This window comes from Streptomyces sp. NPDC021212 (genome assembly GCF_044332925.1).
Taxonomy (GTDB): Bacteria; Actinomycetota; Actinomycetes; order Streptomycetales; family Streptomycetaceae; genus Streptomyces.
In genome coordinates this window covers 41042-55148 of the sequence record NZ_JBIRPZ010000014.1, presented here as the reverse complement: position 1 = coordinate 55148, position 14107 = coordinate 41042, and the positions used below count along the sequence as shown (strand labels likewise).

Genomic DNA, 14107 nt, shown 5'->3' with positions numbered 1-14107 from the left:
CAGTGCGAGGGGAGAGAGGGTTTTCCGTATGCCTTTCGTGGTGTACGTTCTCGGCTTGGCTACCTTGCCCAGGGGGCCTCCGAATGCATGCTCTCCGGACTTACTCCGGACATCGCGCAGGACATGGGCGTGTCCATTTCTCGTGCCGGGGCGCTGACCTCCGTATTCGCTATCGCGAATGATTGTCGGGGCGCCACTCATGGCCGCCGTCAGTATCGGCTGGCCGCGTCGGCGCGCTCTGCTCACCTGCCTTTCCGTGTTTTTCCTGTCCCATGTAGTCATCGCGCTGTGTCGGGACTTCTGGCTGCTTCTGGCCATGCGAGGGGTGGCGGCGGTCGCCAATGCGGGATTTCTCGCCGTGGGATTGTCCGCGACCGCCGCGACGGTGGAGTCCCGGCTGCGTGGGCGGGCCACATCGGTGCTGCTCAGTGGGGTGACTGTGTCCTGTGTGATAGGGGTCCCTGCCGGGGCGGTGCTGGGCGAGATCTGGGGGTGGCGCTCGGCCTTCTGGGCCGTGAGTATCATTTCCGTGCCGGCGATGATCGCCACGGTGCGCTCGATTCCGGCCGTCGCTGGGAAAGCGGGGGAGCGGCCTAGTGCTCTGCGGGAAGCACGCGCGCTGAAAAGGTCGGACGTTATTCTGATACTATTGCTCGCGGCGACCGTCAATGCTGCCACCACCTTCACCTATGTCTCGCCTCTCGTCGTGAACGTGACCCGGGTTTCGCAGGGCTGGGTTCCTGCAGTGCTGGCTCTGTTCGGGGCTGGTTCCTTCGTCGGGTCGAACATTGGTGGCCGGTTGGGGGACGCTCGTCCCCGCCAGGTGATCGGATTCGGGGCTGTAGCCCTTTTCCTGGAGTGGGTGGCGCTCTCTTTTGCGGCCGCCGACACGGTGGCGACCCTGGTGTTGCTGTTCCTCTTGGGGGTTCTCTGGTTCGCGGTGGGCTCCACACTGGTCGCCGGGCCTTGGAAGCGGCCCGGGAGGCGCCGACGCTCGGCGGTGGATTTTCCACGGCCGCGTTCAATGTTGGCGCGGCGATCGCCCACTGGTCGGCGGCCTCGGTATCGACCGGGGTCTCGGCTACCGGTCCCCGGTGTGGGGGAGTGCCCTGCTGATGGCGGTGGCGTTCCTGGTCATGGGTGTGTTTCGGATGCGCGACGTGACGCCGGTCGGCCGGGCCAGCCGCCCGGCAGGCTGACCAGCGGTCCCGGGGTGCAGTCGGGCCCACGCACAGGCCCGGGCAACGCCTCTTTGTGATGACCCGTGGACCATAGGTATCCGCCGCAGGTGTACCCCTGTGAGGAGGATGGCTGGCTTTGTCGGTTTCCGTCAGGCTCGTCCTGGGCGCTACTCGCCCACCGGAGTCACCTCGTAGAAACGGAAACACGATGAAGGTCTTGGTGATCGGTGCGACGGGCACTATCGGCCGAGCGGTGTGCGCTGCATTGAGCAGACGCCACGAGGTGCTGCGAGCGTCGCGATCGGGCCCTCTCACGGTCGACGTGGCAGACCCGGTCACGCTCGACACCCTTTTCGCGCGCGTCGGGGAACTCGATGCGGTGGTCTGCTGCGCGGCTGCAGGAGGGATGGTGCCCCTGCTCGGCAGTGCGGGGGAATTCTGGGAGGGGCTGCGGGAGAAGCTCATCGGCCAGGCGGATCTCGTCCGGCGTGCAGCCCCTCTTCTCTCAAGAGGCGGATCCATCACGCTGACTAGCGGCTACTTTGAGACGCCGGTGCGCGGAAGCGTCCCCGGGCATGTGATCAATGCCGGCCTCGAAGCTTTCGTGTACGCGGCGGCGCCGGAGATGCCATCCGGGGTCCGGCTGAACGCGGTCAGTCCGGGGTGGGTGCGCGAGACCCTGCGGGCGCTAGGGGAGAACCCCGCCCGAGGCGTGCCCGCCGCCGAGGTCGCGCGTGCCTACGCGGACTTGGTCGAAGGCACGGAACACGGTCTGACGCTCGCCGTCGGCGCCCCCTGAGGGGCGGATGGGTCCTCGGCCCGACCGGCGATGACGGGGCATGGACGCCATCGGGCCGAGGACGCCTTTGTGCGTGGGGAGTGGTCGTGACGAGTCCGCCTACTCTGCCCGGGGCGGTGCCGAGGCGACCACCGCCCTCTCTCCGTCAGTGTCGGTCTCTGGACCGCTCAAATCGGCAAGCAGGGCCAGCGCGGCGGCCGACGCCGAGTCCGGTTCCGCGGTGAAGACGGCCATGCGCTGGCCCGCATCGTTGGACAGGTCCAGCAGCTCGTTGTTCAGCGTCAGCGCCCCCACCAGCGGATGGCGGAACTCCCGGGTGAAGCGCGGTACACACCTGTGCACCGGATGCGCGGCCCACAACGTGGCGAAATCCTCGCTTTTCATGGTGAGTTCGCCGATCAGCTCGGTCAGCGCGAGATCCTCGGGATACTGGTCCGCGATCAGTCGCAGGTCGGCCACGGTGTCCCGGGCCTTGGAACGCCAGTCCGCGTACAGTTCCCGTGTGTGCGGGTCCAGGAAGATCAGTCGGGCGATGTTGGGTCGCTGCCGCGGTTGTTGGGGCGCCTCGAACGGCAGGTGACCGGCGAGCAGCGCGTGGGCGGTGCGGTTCCAGGCCAGGACGTCGGTGCTGCGGCCGATGATCAGGGCAGGGTGGTCCCCGAGCGCGTCGATCAGCAACTGGACGCCGGGGCGCAGCTGCTCCGGGCGGGGGTATCGGCGCGGCTTGGGCGGCCGGTGCCGGGCAAGACTGTGTAAGTGGGACCGCTCGGTCTCGTCGAGCCGGAGGACGCAGGCGATGGCGTCGAGGACGGCGTCCGAGGCGTTGGGGCTCTGTCCCTGCTCCAGCCGTGTGTAGTAGCCGGCACTCACACCGGCGAGCTGGGCGAGCTCCTCGCGGCGTAGACCGGGCACCCGCCGTCGGCCGCCGTAGTCAGACAGGCCGACGTCCTCCGGCCGCAGCCGGGCCCGTCGGGTGCGCAGGAATTCACCAAGTTCGGATCGGCGGTCCATGGCCTCTATCATGCCTTGCTGCGCACGGTCCTGCCTGCACCTGTCAGGTGCAGGCAGGATGTGGCGACGGTGGGTCCGGTTCTCAGACGGTGGCCGCCTCGACGTGCTCGGCCCACTGGTCCAGCAGACGCTGCGAGGCGTCGCGGGTCGCGCCCTCCGCCCAGATCCGGGTCACCGCGTGCACCGCGTCGGGCTGGACGAGAGCCCAGCCCCCGTCGGGCTCCACGATGCGCACGCCGTCAGACGTGGTGTCCAGCACCCGATCACCGAGCGATTCGGCCACGCCGCGCATGACGGCGCCCTTGACGGACCAGGGGGTGGCGATTTCCCGGCACATCACGTGGCTGTCGGGGAGGCCGGACTCGATGCGGCTGAGGGACTCGGACAGGCCGGCCAGATAGCGGACCAGGTCGGTGAAGGCCGCTGCCGCGTCGAACGGGACGCCGGTGCCGGGCACGATGAAGCCGCCCGCGCCGTCGACGGCGAGGATAGTGGCGGGGTCGGCGGCCTCCTTGGTCAGGGCGGCTCGGGAGGTGCCCGTCCAGTGGACGGTCGCGCCGTGGCGCGCTGCGATCCCCTCCGCCGCGCGTGACATGCTCACCGGGAGCACGATGCGCCCGCCGCCGTGCCACCGGGCCGCGAGCTCCAGGTGGATCAGCGCGGTCTGGGCGTCGTTCACACAGTCGCCCAGGTCGTTGACGAGGGTGAGACGTTCGCCGACGGAGTCGAAGCGGACCCCGAGGGCCGCCTTGGAGGAGACGACGAGCTCGCCGAGTCGGGTCAGGTCTTCCGCGCGTGTCTCGGCCGTCTCGGTGGGCCTGCTGTCCTTGATGCCAGTGTTGACGACCAGCGCCTCGACACCGAGCCGGCCGAGCAGTGCTGGCAGCACGTGGGCGGCCGCTCCGTGTCCCGCATCGACGACGACCTTGAGGCCTGCGGCCGGGAGCGTGTCACCCCCCGTCCCGGCCAGCGCCTCGGCGTAGGTTTCGAGGGTCCCGGCGGGATGGATGAGGGAGCCGATCTCACCGGGGAACGCCCGACGGTAGTCCTGGCGGGCGTAGACCCGGTCGAGTGAACGCTGTGCCGACTCGGACAGGTCCGCACCGGTGGAGTCGACGAAGAGAATCTCGACGGAATTCGGTTCGCCGGGGGCCGTGCGCACGTAGACGCCGTTCGAGGCGGTCAGCAGACTCTGCTGGCGCAGCACGGGCAGCGCCGTGCTGCGCAGGTCCCGGACGTCCACTGCGCCGGTTTGCAGGGCCGAGGCGATGCACTGCGCCAGGGCGCGGGCGCCGCGGGAGTGGTCGCTACCCAGGACGACGGTGTCGCCCTTGCGCAGTGTGCTGGCGTAGGCGGCGGAGAGTCGGACGGCGATCTCGGGTGTCACGTCGACGTTGAGGATCCCTCCGACACCGCGGGGACCGAACAGCGAGGCCTGGGCACGGTTCTCCCAGACTACTGAGGAGTTGACGCGGGCGGCCTCGTCGATGGTCTTGGAAGGATAGATCCGCACCCCGCACGCGACGATCGCGTTCCTGCCGATGATGCTGTGATCCCCCACGACGACCGAGGGCTCCAGCCGAGCGCCGGCCATCACGGCGCTGTACCTGCCGAGCACACTGCCCGTCAGCAGCGCTCCCGGGCCGACGTAGACGTTCTCGTGGAGGGTGCTGCGTTCCACGACGGCCCGGGCCCCGACGACGCTGCCACGGCCGACGACGGTGTGCGGGCCGATCTCGGCCTTAGCCTCGATGCGGGAGTGCGGACCGATGTACACGGGCGCGGTGAGCACCGCCTCTGGGTGGACTTCGGCGCCCTCACCCACCCGGATCCCCGGGGCCAGGTCAAAGCCGGCCAGCTCGGCGCGCACCTTGCCGTCGAGGAGGTCGGCCTGCGCGGCGGCGTAGCTGTCGTGGCTGCCGATGTCCTCCCAGTAGCCGTCGGCGACGTAGCCGTACACCGGACGGCCCTCGGCCAGCAGCCGAGGAAAGACGTCCTTCGACCAGTCGACCGACTCGCCTTCCCGGACATGGTCCAGCACTGCAGGTTCCATGATGTAGATGCCCGTGTTGACAGTGTCCGTGAACACCTGGCCCCAAGTGGGCTTCTCCAGGAAGCGCTCGACCCGGCCCTCGCCGTCCAGGACCGTGATCCCGAACTCCAATGGGTCGGCGACCCGGGTCAGGCACACCGTCACCAGCGCGCCCTTCTCCCGGTGGAACTGGACCGCGCGAGTCAGGTCGATGTCGGTCAGAGCGTCTCCCGAGACGACCAGGAAGGTGCCCTCGCCCAAGGCACGCCGGGCGTTCCTGACACTTCCGGCCGTGCCCAGGGGACGGTCCTCGTGGGCGTAGGCGAGCCGCACGCCCAGTTCCGTGCCGTCACCGAAATGGTTCTCGATCAGCGCGGCGAGGAACTGCACGGTGACCACGACGTCGTGTATCCCATGGCTCTTCAACAGCTGCAGCACATGCTCCATGACGGGACGGTCGCCCACCGGCAGCAGGGGCTTGGGGAGGTTGGAGGTCATGGGGCGAAGGCGGGTTCCTTCGCCGCCGGCCATCACGACGGCTTTCACGACGTGGGACTCCTCGGTCGATACGGGCTCACTCGGACGGGACGTGGACGGTCAGCGCGGTTCGGGGCCGAGAACCCAGTGCTCCCGGACGGCCATGGAGTGCAGGTACTGCTCGTTGACGAAATCCTTGAAGTCGGCCTCCACGGCTGCGTACTGGGTGGACTTCAGCGCGGCCTCGAGAATGGTGGGGCTGTCGAACCAGAGGTGGTAGGCGGCGTCGAAGGGCGGCTCGCTGATGCCGTACCAGGAGTCCCGGGTGAACGACTGGTAGTAGCGGGTGAGCCCGGGGATCCGGGCGACCAGCGGGGCGTGGGCGGTGCGGTTGTGCCGCCGGAACTCCTCACGGCTCATGCCTTCGCGCCGCTTCGCCAGCAGCACGAGCTTGACGCCGGGCTGCACGGTGTTCTCCGGCTCGCCCGGAACGACGACGTCGGTGTCGGTGTCCAGCACCACCGTGCGCCAGAACGCCGCCCAGTTGGGCTCGTCGAGCCGCGCGCCCTGCAGGAACTCCGGGGTCTGAAGGGAAGCCAGTTGCTCCTCCTCGTTCTTCAGCCAGATCTCGGCGATGCCGTTCCAGAGCGGCTCGCCGACGCCAGCCACGTCAAGGCTCGTGTCGACGGCGTACTTCCTGATCTGAGGGATCTTGCTGGCGAAGCGGACCGCATGCTCCTCCACCCAGTAGCGGTGGAACTCCTCCTTGGTCATGCCGGGCTTGGGCGCGGCGAAAATGAGCTGATGGATCATCGCTTTTCCTTCCCTGGATAGGTGGGAGCGCCGTGCAGGGTCAGACGCGGTAACGGCGCTTGACGTCGTCCGCGAATCCGAGATAGTCGCGCAGCGGCCACACTTCTTCGAATTCGAGGAATTCGCGCATGGGGAGCCGGCCGAGTGCGGTCCGGTCGAGTTCCTCGGCGTCCGGGGAATCGATGATGGCGATGACACGCTTCTGCGCCGCAACCTTCCAGATACCGACACAAAAGCCCGAGTTGACGGTCTCCTGTGCGTGTTCGGCCTCTTCCTGCTCGATCTCCCACAACTCGTCGAGCGTGATACGGCCTTCGTGCTTCCATTTCATCTGGACGTAGAAAAGCATGATGACTCCCGGTCGGGTCGCGGAGGTCAGCGGGATTCCCGAAGGGGCCCGCCGGACCCTGTCGATGTAACCGCACCGGGTGCTCGGCGGAAAAGCAAGGGAACTAAAGCCGAGTATTCCTTGGCAAGTTGACGCAGTGAGTTTTGAACGGCTTGCCGGAGCCGGCCCGATGAACAGGGCGCGGTCCGTTTCCGAAGAACCGGCCCCGGATCCTGCACCTGCCAGGTGTACCCCCAGCAGGAGTCTGGGTAGCGCGGTCGGTCCGCCCCAGTCTGGAGACCTGTCCGGTGTCGGGCCGAGACGGCCCGACGATTCCGTGCGAGAGGCGTTCCGATGGCGGTAACCGATGCACAGCACGCGTCCTCCAGAGAGGAGGCGACGACGGACAGCCTCGGAGTCAGGGGCTGGTTGGTCCTGTTCACCCTCTGCGGCGCGACCTTCATGACAGGGCTGGACTACTCGGTGGTCACCGTCGCCCTGCCTGAGATCGGCCAAGGCCTGCACTTCACCGACACCGGGTCGCTCCAGTGGGTGTCAACGGCGTGCCTGCTGCCGACTGCGAGCCTGCTGCCGCTGTTCAGCCGGGTATCCGACATGGTCGGCCGCCGCCGATTGTTCACCGCGGGCGTCGCCCTCTTCGTGGTGTTCTCCCTGCTCGCCGGGCTGGCGATCGGGCCGGCGATGCTGATTGCCGCGCGGGTGGGACAGGGTGTGGCTGCCTCGATGATCGCGCCCACGGCGATCGCGCTGATGACGACGGTCTTTCCCGAGGGCCCGCGCCGTACCAGGGCCCTCGGTATCAACGGCGCCGTGCTCTCCCTCGGCTTCGTCGTCGGCACGCTCGGCGGCGGAGTGATCACCAGTGGCCTGAGCTGGCGCTGGACCATGCTGATCCTCGTGATCATCGGCGCCCTGGTGCTGGCTGGCGCGCTCGCCCTGCTGCCCCGCACCGACGTGCGATCCCGAGCCCGGCTGGACATCCCGGGCGCAGTCCTGGCGATTGTCGGGCTGTTCGCCCTTGTGTACGGCATCTCCACCGGCGCCCAGGCTGGCTGGGGCAGCGCGTCCACCGTGGCGTCGCTCGCTCTCGCCATCGTAGCGCTGTCGGCGTTCCTGCTGGTGGAGCGGCGGCACCCGGACCCGCTGATCCCGCTGGCTCTGCTGAACAGGCCGACCGTCAAGTGGAGCGGACTGCTGGGCTTCATCACTCTGGGCATGTGCGGCGGCACGTCGGTCCTGCTCAGCCTCTACATGCAGGACGTACTGGGCTACTCGGCGCTCGCCACCGGTGCCGGATTCCTCGCGGAGGGGCTCACCGCCCTCATCGCCGGCATGCTCGCCGCCCGGATCATAGAGGGCCTCGGCAAGGTGGCGACGATGTTCACCGGCCTGTTCGTACAAGGCGTCGGCACGGTGCTGATGTTCCTCCTGCCGGCGCACGGCGGCCTGGCGCTACTCCTGGTCACCTCCGGCGCGATGGGCTTCGGGCATGTACTGACCGTGGTCTCGTTCATCACCACCATGACGTCGGGCCTGCGGGACGACGAGCAGGGCGTCGCTGGCGGACTATCGCAGTTGCCGCAGTTCCTCGGAGCCATCGGCACCGCTGGTCTCGCCGCGATCGTCACCGCGCGCAGCAAGGCCCTGGCCGCCACGACGACCTCCACCCTGGCCACGCTCGGCGGCCTGCACACGGCCATGCTGACTGCGGGGATCGTCTGCCTCGCCGGTGCCGTGCTGGCGGTGGTCTGCCTGCGCCGCCCGGTGGCCGCGGCCAGCTAAAACCTCCAGCATACCCGTCGGCCGCATCCGGGGCGCGTGCGGTGCTGCCGACGTCTCCCCTTGTGGCCCCACCCGGCTCTCCTCCGGGCGGGGCCGTCGGCACGTCACGACCGAGGGCGGGCACGCCCGCGCGGCGTGCGACTCGGACGACTCGCCACAGTGTCCGCAGGAATCCGGCGGCCCCAGGACCGCTCCGTCGGACGCTGGTTTGCTGGGTCGAGCGCCCGCCCGCCCGCCACGCGCCCGGGCGCGTGACGGGCGGCGCGGAGCACACGCCGACGCCGGCCACACGGCGGCATAGAAACCCGCGCGCTGAGAGGAATCGCGATGCAGAACTCCGCCACGAGCACCGACGAGGAGATACGGGCCCGCAACAGCAACGCCCTCACTGCCTACTTCCGGCTGCTGGAGGCCCTCGACATCGACGCCTGGATCGAACTGTGGGCCCCGGACTGCGAAGTGCTCGCCCCCTATGCCGCCGAGCCAGCCGCGCGCGCCCTCCGCGGCCGCGAGGCTCTGCATCGCTACTACACGGCCGAGGCCGCCAAATACGTGAGGCTCCGCTACCCGGCCACGGAGATCCATCCGCTGCTGGACCCTGCCCGGTTCCTCGCACGCTGGTTCCCGCACGGCGAACTCGCGGACGCGGGCACCTACCGCAACGAGAACGTCGGCATCTTCGAGTTCGACACCACCGGACGGATCCGCCGTTTCGTGGAGTACTTCAACCCGGGACGCCTGCAGGATCCGCCCCGAACCTGAACCGGCCGAAGGGGGCGCCGCCCCTACGGCGGCGCCCCCTTCCCTGTGGCACGGTGGTCGGTCAGTCCCAGAAGGCGTCGTTCTCTGCGGCCGCGGTGCCAGCGAACGCCTCCCCCCCGGAGACTATGCGCCCGTTCGCCCACTCCAGGGTGTGCAGCGCGTCGACCGCCAGGCTGCGGCCCGTCCCGCGCACCGCCGCTTCCCGCAGGCGCACTACCACCGTCGCACCGTCGACCAGGGGGCGTCCGCGTTCGGCGCGGAACGTACCGCCGGTGAGCCGTTCCTGGATGGCGCGGAAGGCAAGCAGCTCGCTGACGCCCTTTTTGACACCCGCCAGCGGGTGGCTGCCGGGCACCGACCAGGTCACGTCGTCGTCCCAGTACCGCCCGATGAGCTGCCGGTCCCCGCTCGCCAGCGCGGCGTATGCCTCCTCGGTTCGCCGGGCGTTGACCGCCTTCTGGTGCTGAAGGGCGGAGGTGGCCAAGGCCTCGCGATTCATCTCGTCGGTGATGACGTTGCCTCCGAAGGCGACGGCGCCGGCCTGCATCTCGTCCACCACGGCATAGATGTAGGGACGGGACACCTCGCCGAGCACGGAGACCAGGGACTCCGTCAGCTCCCGTGCGACCTGCGCCTTCTGTTCCATGGTCCAGCCCTCGAGCAGGCTGACGCGAATGATCGGCACGATGGCTCTCCTCTCAGACCGTCAGGACGATCTTGCCGTGGACATGGCCGGACTCGATCAGTTCGTGCGCCTTCGCGGCCTGTTCGAGCGGGAGCACCTCCGCCAGCACCGGCCGCAGAGCTCCCGCGTCGACCAGAGCGGTGATCGACTCCAGATCGGTGCGGTCGGCCTCGACAGTCAGGGACACCGCGCGCAGACCACGCCGCTTCGCCTCGCGCACGGCCCGCAGCTCGGGCGGCTCCGGCAGCGAGACGAGTACACCGCCGGGACGCATCGTGTCCAGCGAGCGCAGGCCGTACTCCCCGGCCACCGTGTCGATCACCACGTCCACGTCGTGCGCGGCGTTTTCGAAACGGGCCCGGGTGTAGTCGATCGGCTCGTCCAGCCCCATGGCCCGCAACGCCGAGGCGTCCCCGCGCACCGTGCCGTATAGGTACGCGGCGCCGCGCGCGCGGGCTATCTGCACTGCCAGGTGCCCCAGTCCGCCGGCAGCGCCGTGCACCAGGACCCTGGAACCGGGGCCCGTGCCACCCACGTGCACCAGGCTCTGCCAGGCCGTCAGCGCCGCCAGTGGCAGCGCAGCGGCCTCCGTGTGGTCCAACGACTCCGGCTTGTGGCAGAGCTGGCCGGAGTCCACGGCCACGTACTCGGCGTAACCGGCTCCGACGCGTGGGAAGTTGACCATCCCGTACACCTCATCGCCCGGGGCGAAGCGGGTCACGCCGGAGCCGACCTCCTCCACCACTCCCGAGACGTCCCAGCCCAGGGTCATCGGCAGGCCGCCTTGCGCAGACGAGATGCCGCCGCCCTCGCGGGTCTTGCCGTCCACCGGGTTCACGCCAGCGGCGTGAACCCGCACAAGGGCCTCCGTCCACAGTGGTTCCGGCCGGGGCGCCCTGTCGATCCGCAGCACTTGCGGGCCTCCGAATGAGTGCTGGCGAACCGCTCGCATGGTCATGGCCATGGTGCCCTTCTCCCTCTCTTCCGTCTTCCCGGGCTGGCTCAGGAGCGCTGGTCCAGGACCTTGACCAGGCGGTGGTCCAGCCCGAAGGAGTCGACCGCGATGTCACGCGGGGTCTTCCCGTCATGACCGACCAAGTCCAGCCGGGCCCCCGCCTTGATCAGCACGTCGGCACAGTCCTCGTATCCGTGCCACAGGGCGTCGTGCAACGGCGTGTAGCCGTTCGTGGCGCCCTGGAAGTCGAGGTCGATACCGTCGGCCTTGACCAGCAGTCGGGTGATGTCGGCGTGGCCGTTGTAGACCGCCTTGTGCAGCGGAACCGCGCCGAAGGTCGGCTCGGTGGCGTTGACGTCGGCGCCCGCCGCGATCAGCACGCGGACCATCTCGGTGTGCCCGTCCCGGGCGGCGACGAGCAGCGCGGTGTGCGCGTCGTTGAAACCGTTGACTACCGGGAAGCGCCGGTCGACATCGGTGCCCTCGCGCAGCAGGCCCCGGACTGTGTGGATGTCGCTTGCGTTGACTGCGGCCAGCAGGGCGTGCTCGGCGGAGCGGCGCTCATCGTTCTCGGTGCGCTCCCTCAGGAGCCGCTCGGCCTCGAGCAGCTTCTCCTTGCCACGTGTGTTGACGTTGAGCTCGTACTCGAAGTGCTCCCGCATCGAGAACCCGTAATGCGTGGACAGCCCGAGACCGGCGTTCTGTGCGAGCAGGTAGCCCACGACATCGGGCCACTTGTACCAGAGCGCGTCCATCAGGGGGGTGTGCCCGGTGGTGGGGGCCACGGCGTCGACGAAGCTCCCCGCCTCCACCAGGACGGTCACCGTCGCCAGGTCGCCGCCCTGCACTGCCTTGTGCAGGGCCGTCCCGCCAGCTCGGCCGTCGGTGGTGTACACGTCGCCACCCGCTTCGATCAAGGTGCGCACCAGGTCGGCGTGACCGAGCCCGGCGGCCGTCTGCAGGACAGTCAGCCCGGAGGCCGGGTCGCGGAAATCAGGGTCCGCGCCGATCTCCAGGAGGGCACAGGCCTCGTTCAGCGAGCCCTGCCGCACCGCGTCGAGCAGGCGCACGTCCCGGTCGGCGGTGAACGCCGCCACCTCCCCGTTGGGGTCGAACCAGACTTTCCAGCGGGCGATCCGGCCCTGCTCGTCGAGTTCCAGGCGGTGGCTGTCCTCGATTTCGAAGGGCACGAGGGTGCGGGTGTGCCGGGCCTTGGTGTAGATCCGCGCGTAGGCGGTCCCGCCGTCCACCACGAGCTCCCGGAGCTCGTACTGGAGCACCTCGGTGGTCTCGGCGCGGACGCGGAACGCCTCGGCGACGGCGTTGCGCCCGACGTGCGTGCCGAGGTAGCCGATCACCGCATTCCACTTGTCCTTCGGAAGCTCGAAGACGATGGATGGGGAAAGCGAGGCAATGATCTTCTCGCCGTCGCCCCGGCCGATTGCGTCGAACCACTCCTCAAGAATGGCGCGCGTCTGCTCGCTGTCCATGGGAAACCTCCGAAAGCACGGCCTGGGCCGTGAGAGAGAAGAGGGAAGGGGAATCCCGCCCATCCGGTGTGGGCCGGCGACGGAGCTCTCCGTAGGCCGTACGCGTTTCGCGGAAGGGGAATTCGTTGACCGCCTGACCTTTCTGAGGCTAGGCGGCGATTCGGCGCGTGCCCATCATCGGCAACAAGGGCCCTTCTACATACAGGAGTTGACTTTGTCTGCCAAGTCGTCCATCCCTGCGGCCTTCCGTATGGGGCGACTTGGCGAAGTCTCCGCGACGATTCGGTCCTCCCTCGACGGCGTTCTATAGTCGGGCGCATGGAGCAGATGCCCACTGAGCCGTGCGGCGCCGCGGCCGCGCGTACGTTCTCGATTGGCGGAAATCTCACGGTCAACCGGCTCGGATTTGGAGCCATGCGGCTTGCCGAGGGATCCGGATCCAGCAGCCAATCTCTCATCTGGTCCGGGCCAGACGATCCCGAGAACGCCCGGGCCGTGCTGAGACGGGCGGTGGAACTCGGCGTCGACCTCGTAGACACGGCCGACTCGTACGGCGTGGGAGCCAACGAGGAACTGATCGCGTCTGCCCTCTTCCCCTATCACAGCGGCACGGTCCTCTCCACCAAGACGGGCGTCGTCCGTCCCTCGCCGCACGAGTGGGTTCCGCTGGGGCGCCCGGAATACCTCAAGCAGCAGGCGGAACTGAGCCTTCGCCGGCTCAAGGTGGACCACCTGGACCTGCTGTTCCTGCACCGCGTCGACCCCCAGGTGCCGCTCGCAGAGCAGATCGGCGCCCTCGGCGAACTGCGGGAGGAGGGCAAGGTGCGGCACATCGGGCTCAGCGAGGTGACGGTTAAGGAGATCGAGGAGGCCGCACGCATCGCCCCCGTCTCCGCGGTCCAGAGCCGGTACAACGTCGCGGACCGCGACAACGAGTCCGTCGTTGAGTACTGCGCTGCCCGGGACATCGCCTTCCTTGCCTACTTCCCGCTGGCGGTCGGTGCTCACGCGAGCCCGGCCGGGCCGCTGGCAGAGGTCGCCGACGAGACCGGTGCGACGCCGGGGCAGGTCGCGCTCGCCTGGCTGCTGCACCGGTCCCCGTGCGTCCTGCCGATCCCGGGGACGAGGTCGCTGGCCCACCTGGAGGAGAACCAGGCCGCGGCGGACGTCAGGTTGACGCAGGACCAACTCGCTCGGCTGGCCAAGGCCGTCTGAACCGAACCGCCGCCCGGGGCCACCCCCGGCCCCGGGCGCACGAGCCCATCGGACCACCCACCACCCCGATCGACATTCTCATGGAGGAACTGTGAGCACCAAGGATCCTAAGATCGAAGCCGTCGAGCGCTTCTTCACCGCGTACGCGGCCAACGACGTGGACGGCATCGCCCAGGTCCTGTCCCAGGACATTGAGTGGACGATTCCCGGCCACCACCCGCTCGCGGGCACCAAGCACGGCATCCCCGAGGTGCGCTCCTTCTTCGAGCAGCTCGGCAAGACCGGCTTCCAGGCCGATCCGCTCTTCCTGGGCGCCAACGAGGAGTACGTCGTCGACGTGCACCGCGGCTGGTCCACAGAGGGCGTCGGCAAGGTCGACACCATTTGGGCCCTGGTCTGGCACTTCGGTTCCGACGGCAAGGTTGACCGCGTCATCAACCTCAGCGGCGACCAGCACCAGATGGACTCCTTCGTGTGGTCCAACTTCAGCCTCGCGGCGCTGCCCGACCGCCTGGCCTGAGTGTCCCTCCCAGCGCCGCGGGAGCCCGCGGTCGCT

The 14107-nt window shown here is 68.9% G+C and carries 13 protein-coding genes; 6 read left to right on the top strand and 7 right to left on the bottom strand.

The genetic code is table 11. The features are described from left to right. The first annotated feature begins 178 nt into the window (after nt 1–178). The gene (locus tag ACH4SI_RS32265; protein WP_398301953.1) at nt 179–1258 is read left to right on the top strand and encodes an MFS transporter; all 1080 of its coding nucleotides are present in this window, start codon (nt 179–181) and stop codon (nt 1256–1258) included. A gap of 131 nt (nt 1259–1389) precedes the next feature. After that, complete coding sequence (locus tag ACH4SI_RS32260; RefSeq protein WP_398301951.1) at nt 1390–1980, top strand: short chain dehydrogenase; 591 nt, start codon at nt 1390–1392, stop codon at nt 1978–1980. 99 nt (nt 1981–2079) lie between these two features. Here ACH4SI_RS32260 and ACH4SI_RS32255 read toward each other — a convergent pair whose 3' ends face one another. The 4 genes from ACH4SI_RS32255 to ACH4SI_RS32240 form a co-directional block, all read right to left on the bottom strand. Beyond that, nucleotides 2080–2991 carry a helix-turn-helix transcriptional regulator gene (locus ACH4SI_RS32255; protein WP_398301949.1) on the bottom strand — a complete coding sequence of 304 codons (912 nt, stop codon included), beginning with the start codon at nt 2989–2991 and terminating at the stop codon, nt 2080–2082. 82 nt (nt 2992–3073) lie between these two features. Next, nucleotides 3074–5569 (bottom strand): sugar phosphate nucleotidyltransferase, encoded by a 2496-nt coding sequence (locus ACH4SI_RS32250; RefSeq protein ID WP_398301947.1) that lies wholly within the window; start codon nt 5567–5569, stop codon nt 3074–3076. A gap of 51 nt (nt 5570–5620) precedes the next feature. Next, complete coding sequence (locus ACH4SI_RS32245; RefSeq protein WP_067078109.1) at nt 5621–6313, bottom strand: EthD family reductase; 693 nt, start codon at nt 6311–6313, stop codon at nt 5621–5623. A 40-nt stretch (nt 6314–6353) separates the two neighbouring features. Then, complete coding sequence (locus ACH4SI_RS32240; protein WP_398301944.1) at nt 6354–6662, bottom strand: muconolactone Delta-isomerase family protein; 309 nt, start codon at nt 6660–6662, stop codon at nt 6354–6356. Between the two features lie 408 nt (nt 6663–7070). Between ACH4SI_RS32240 and ACH4SI_RS32235 the strand changes: the two genes are divergently transcribed. Together ACH4SI_RS32235 and ACH4SI_RS32230 are read left to right on the top strand one after the other, a co-directional pair. Continuing rightward, nucleotides 7071–8444 (top strand): MFS transporter, encoded by a 1374-nt coding sequence (locus ACH4SI_RS32235; protein ID WP_398302284.1) that lies wholly within the window; start codon nt 7071–7073, stop codon nt 8442–8444. A gap of 327 nt (nt 8445–8771) precedes the next feature. Next, nucleotides 8772–9206 (top strand): nuclear transport factor 2 family protein, encoded by a 435-nt coding sequence (locus ACH4SI_RS32230; RefSeq protein WP_067078116.1) that lies wholly within the window; start codon nt 8772–8774, stop codon nt 9204–9206. A gap of 61 nt (nt 9207–9267) precedes the next feature. Here the strand turns inward: ACH4SI_RS32230 and ACH4SI_RS32225 are convergent, their stop codons facing one another. The 3 genes from ACH4SI_RS32225 to ACH4SI_RS32215 are packed head-to-tail and all read right to left on the bottom strand — an operon-like array spanning nt 9268 to nt 12336. Continuing rightward, nucleotides 9268–9891, bottom strand: a complete 624-nt coding sequence (locus ACH4SI_RS32225; protein ID WP_398301942.1) for a tautomerase family protein — start codon at nt 9889–9891, stop codon at nt 9268–9270. Between the two features lie 13 nt (nt 9892–9904). Next, nucleotides 9905–10843, bottom strand: a complete 939-nt coding sequence (locus ACH4SI_RS32220) for an NADP-dependent oxidoreductase (protein ID WP_067078187.1) — start codon at nt 10841–10843, stop codon at nt 9905–9907. 50 nt (nt 10844–10893) lie between these two features. After that, nucleotides 10894–12336 (bottom strand): ankyrin repeat domain-containing protein, encoded by a 1443-nt coding sequence (locus ACH4SI_RS32215; protein WP_398301939.1) that lies wholly within the window; start codon nt 12334–12336, stop codon nt 10894–10896. 318 nt (nt 12337–12654) lie between these two features. Between ACH4SI_RS32215 and ACH4SI_RS32210 the strand changes: the two genes are divergently transcribed. Both ACH4SI_RS32210 and ACH4SI_RS32205 read left to right on the top strand, forming a co-directional pair. After that, complete coding sequence (locus ACH4SI_RS32210; RefSeq protein ID WP_398301937.1) at nt 12655–13551, top strand: aldo/keto reductase; 897 nt, start codon at nt 12655–12657, stop codon at nt 13549–13551. A 91-nt stretch (nt 13552–13642) separates the two neighbouring features. After that, the gene (locus ACH4SI_RS32205; RefSeq protein WP_067078126.1) at nt 13643–14071 is read left to right on the top strand and encodes a nuclear transport factor 2 family protein; all 429 of its coding nucleotides are present in this window, start codon (nt 13643–13645) and stop codon (nt 14069–14071) included. Nucleotides 14072–14107 lie beyond the last annotated feature (36 nt).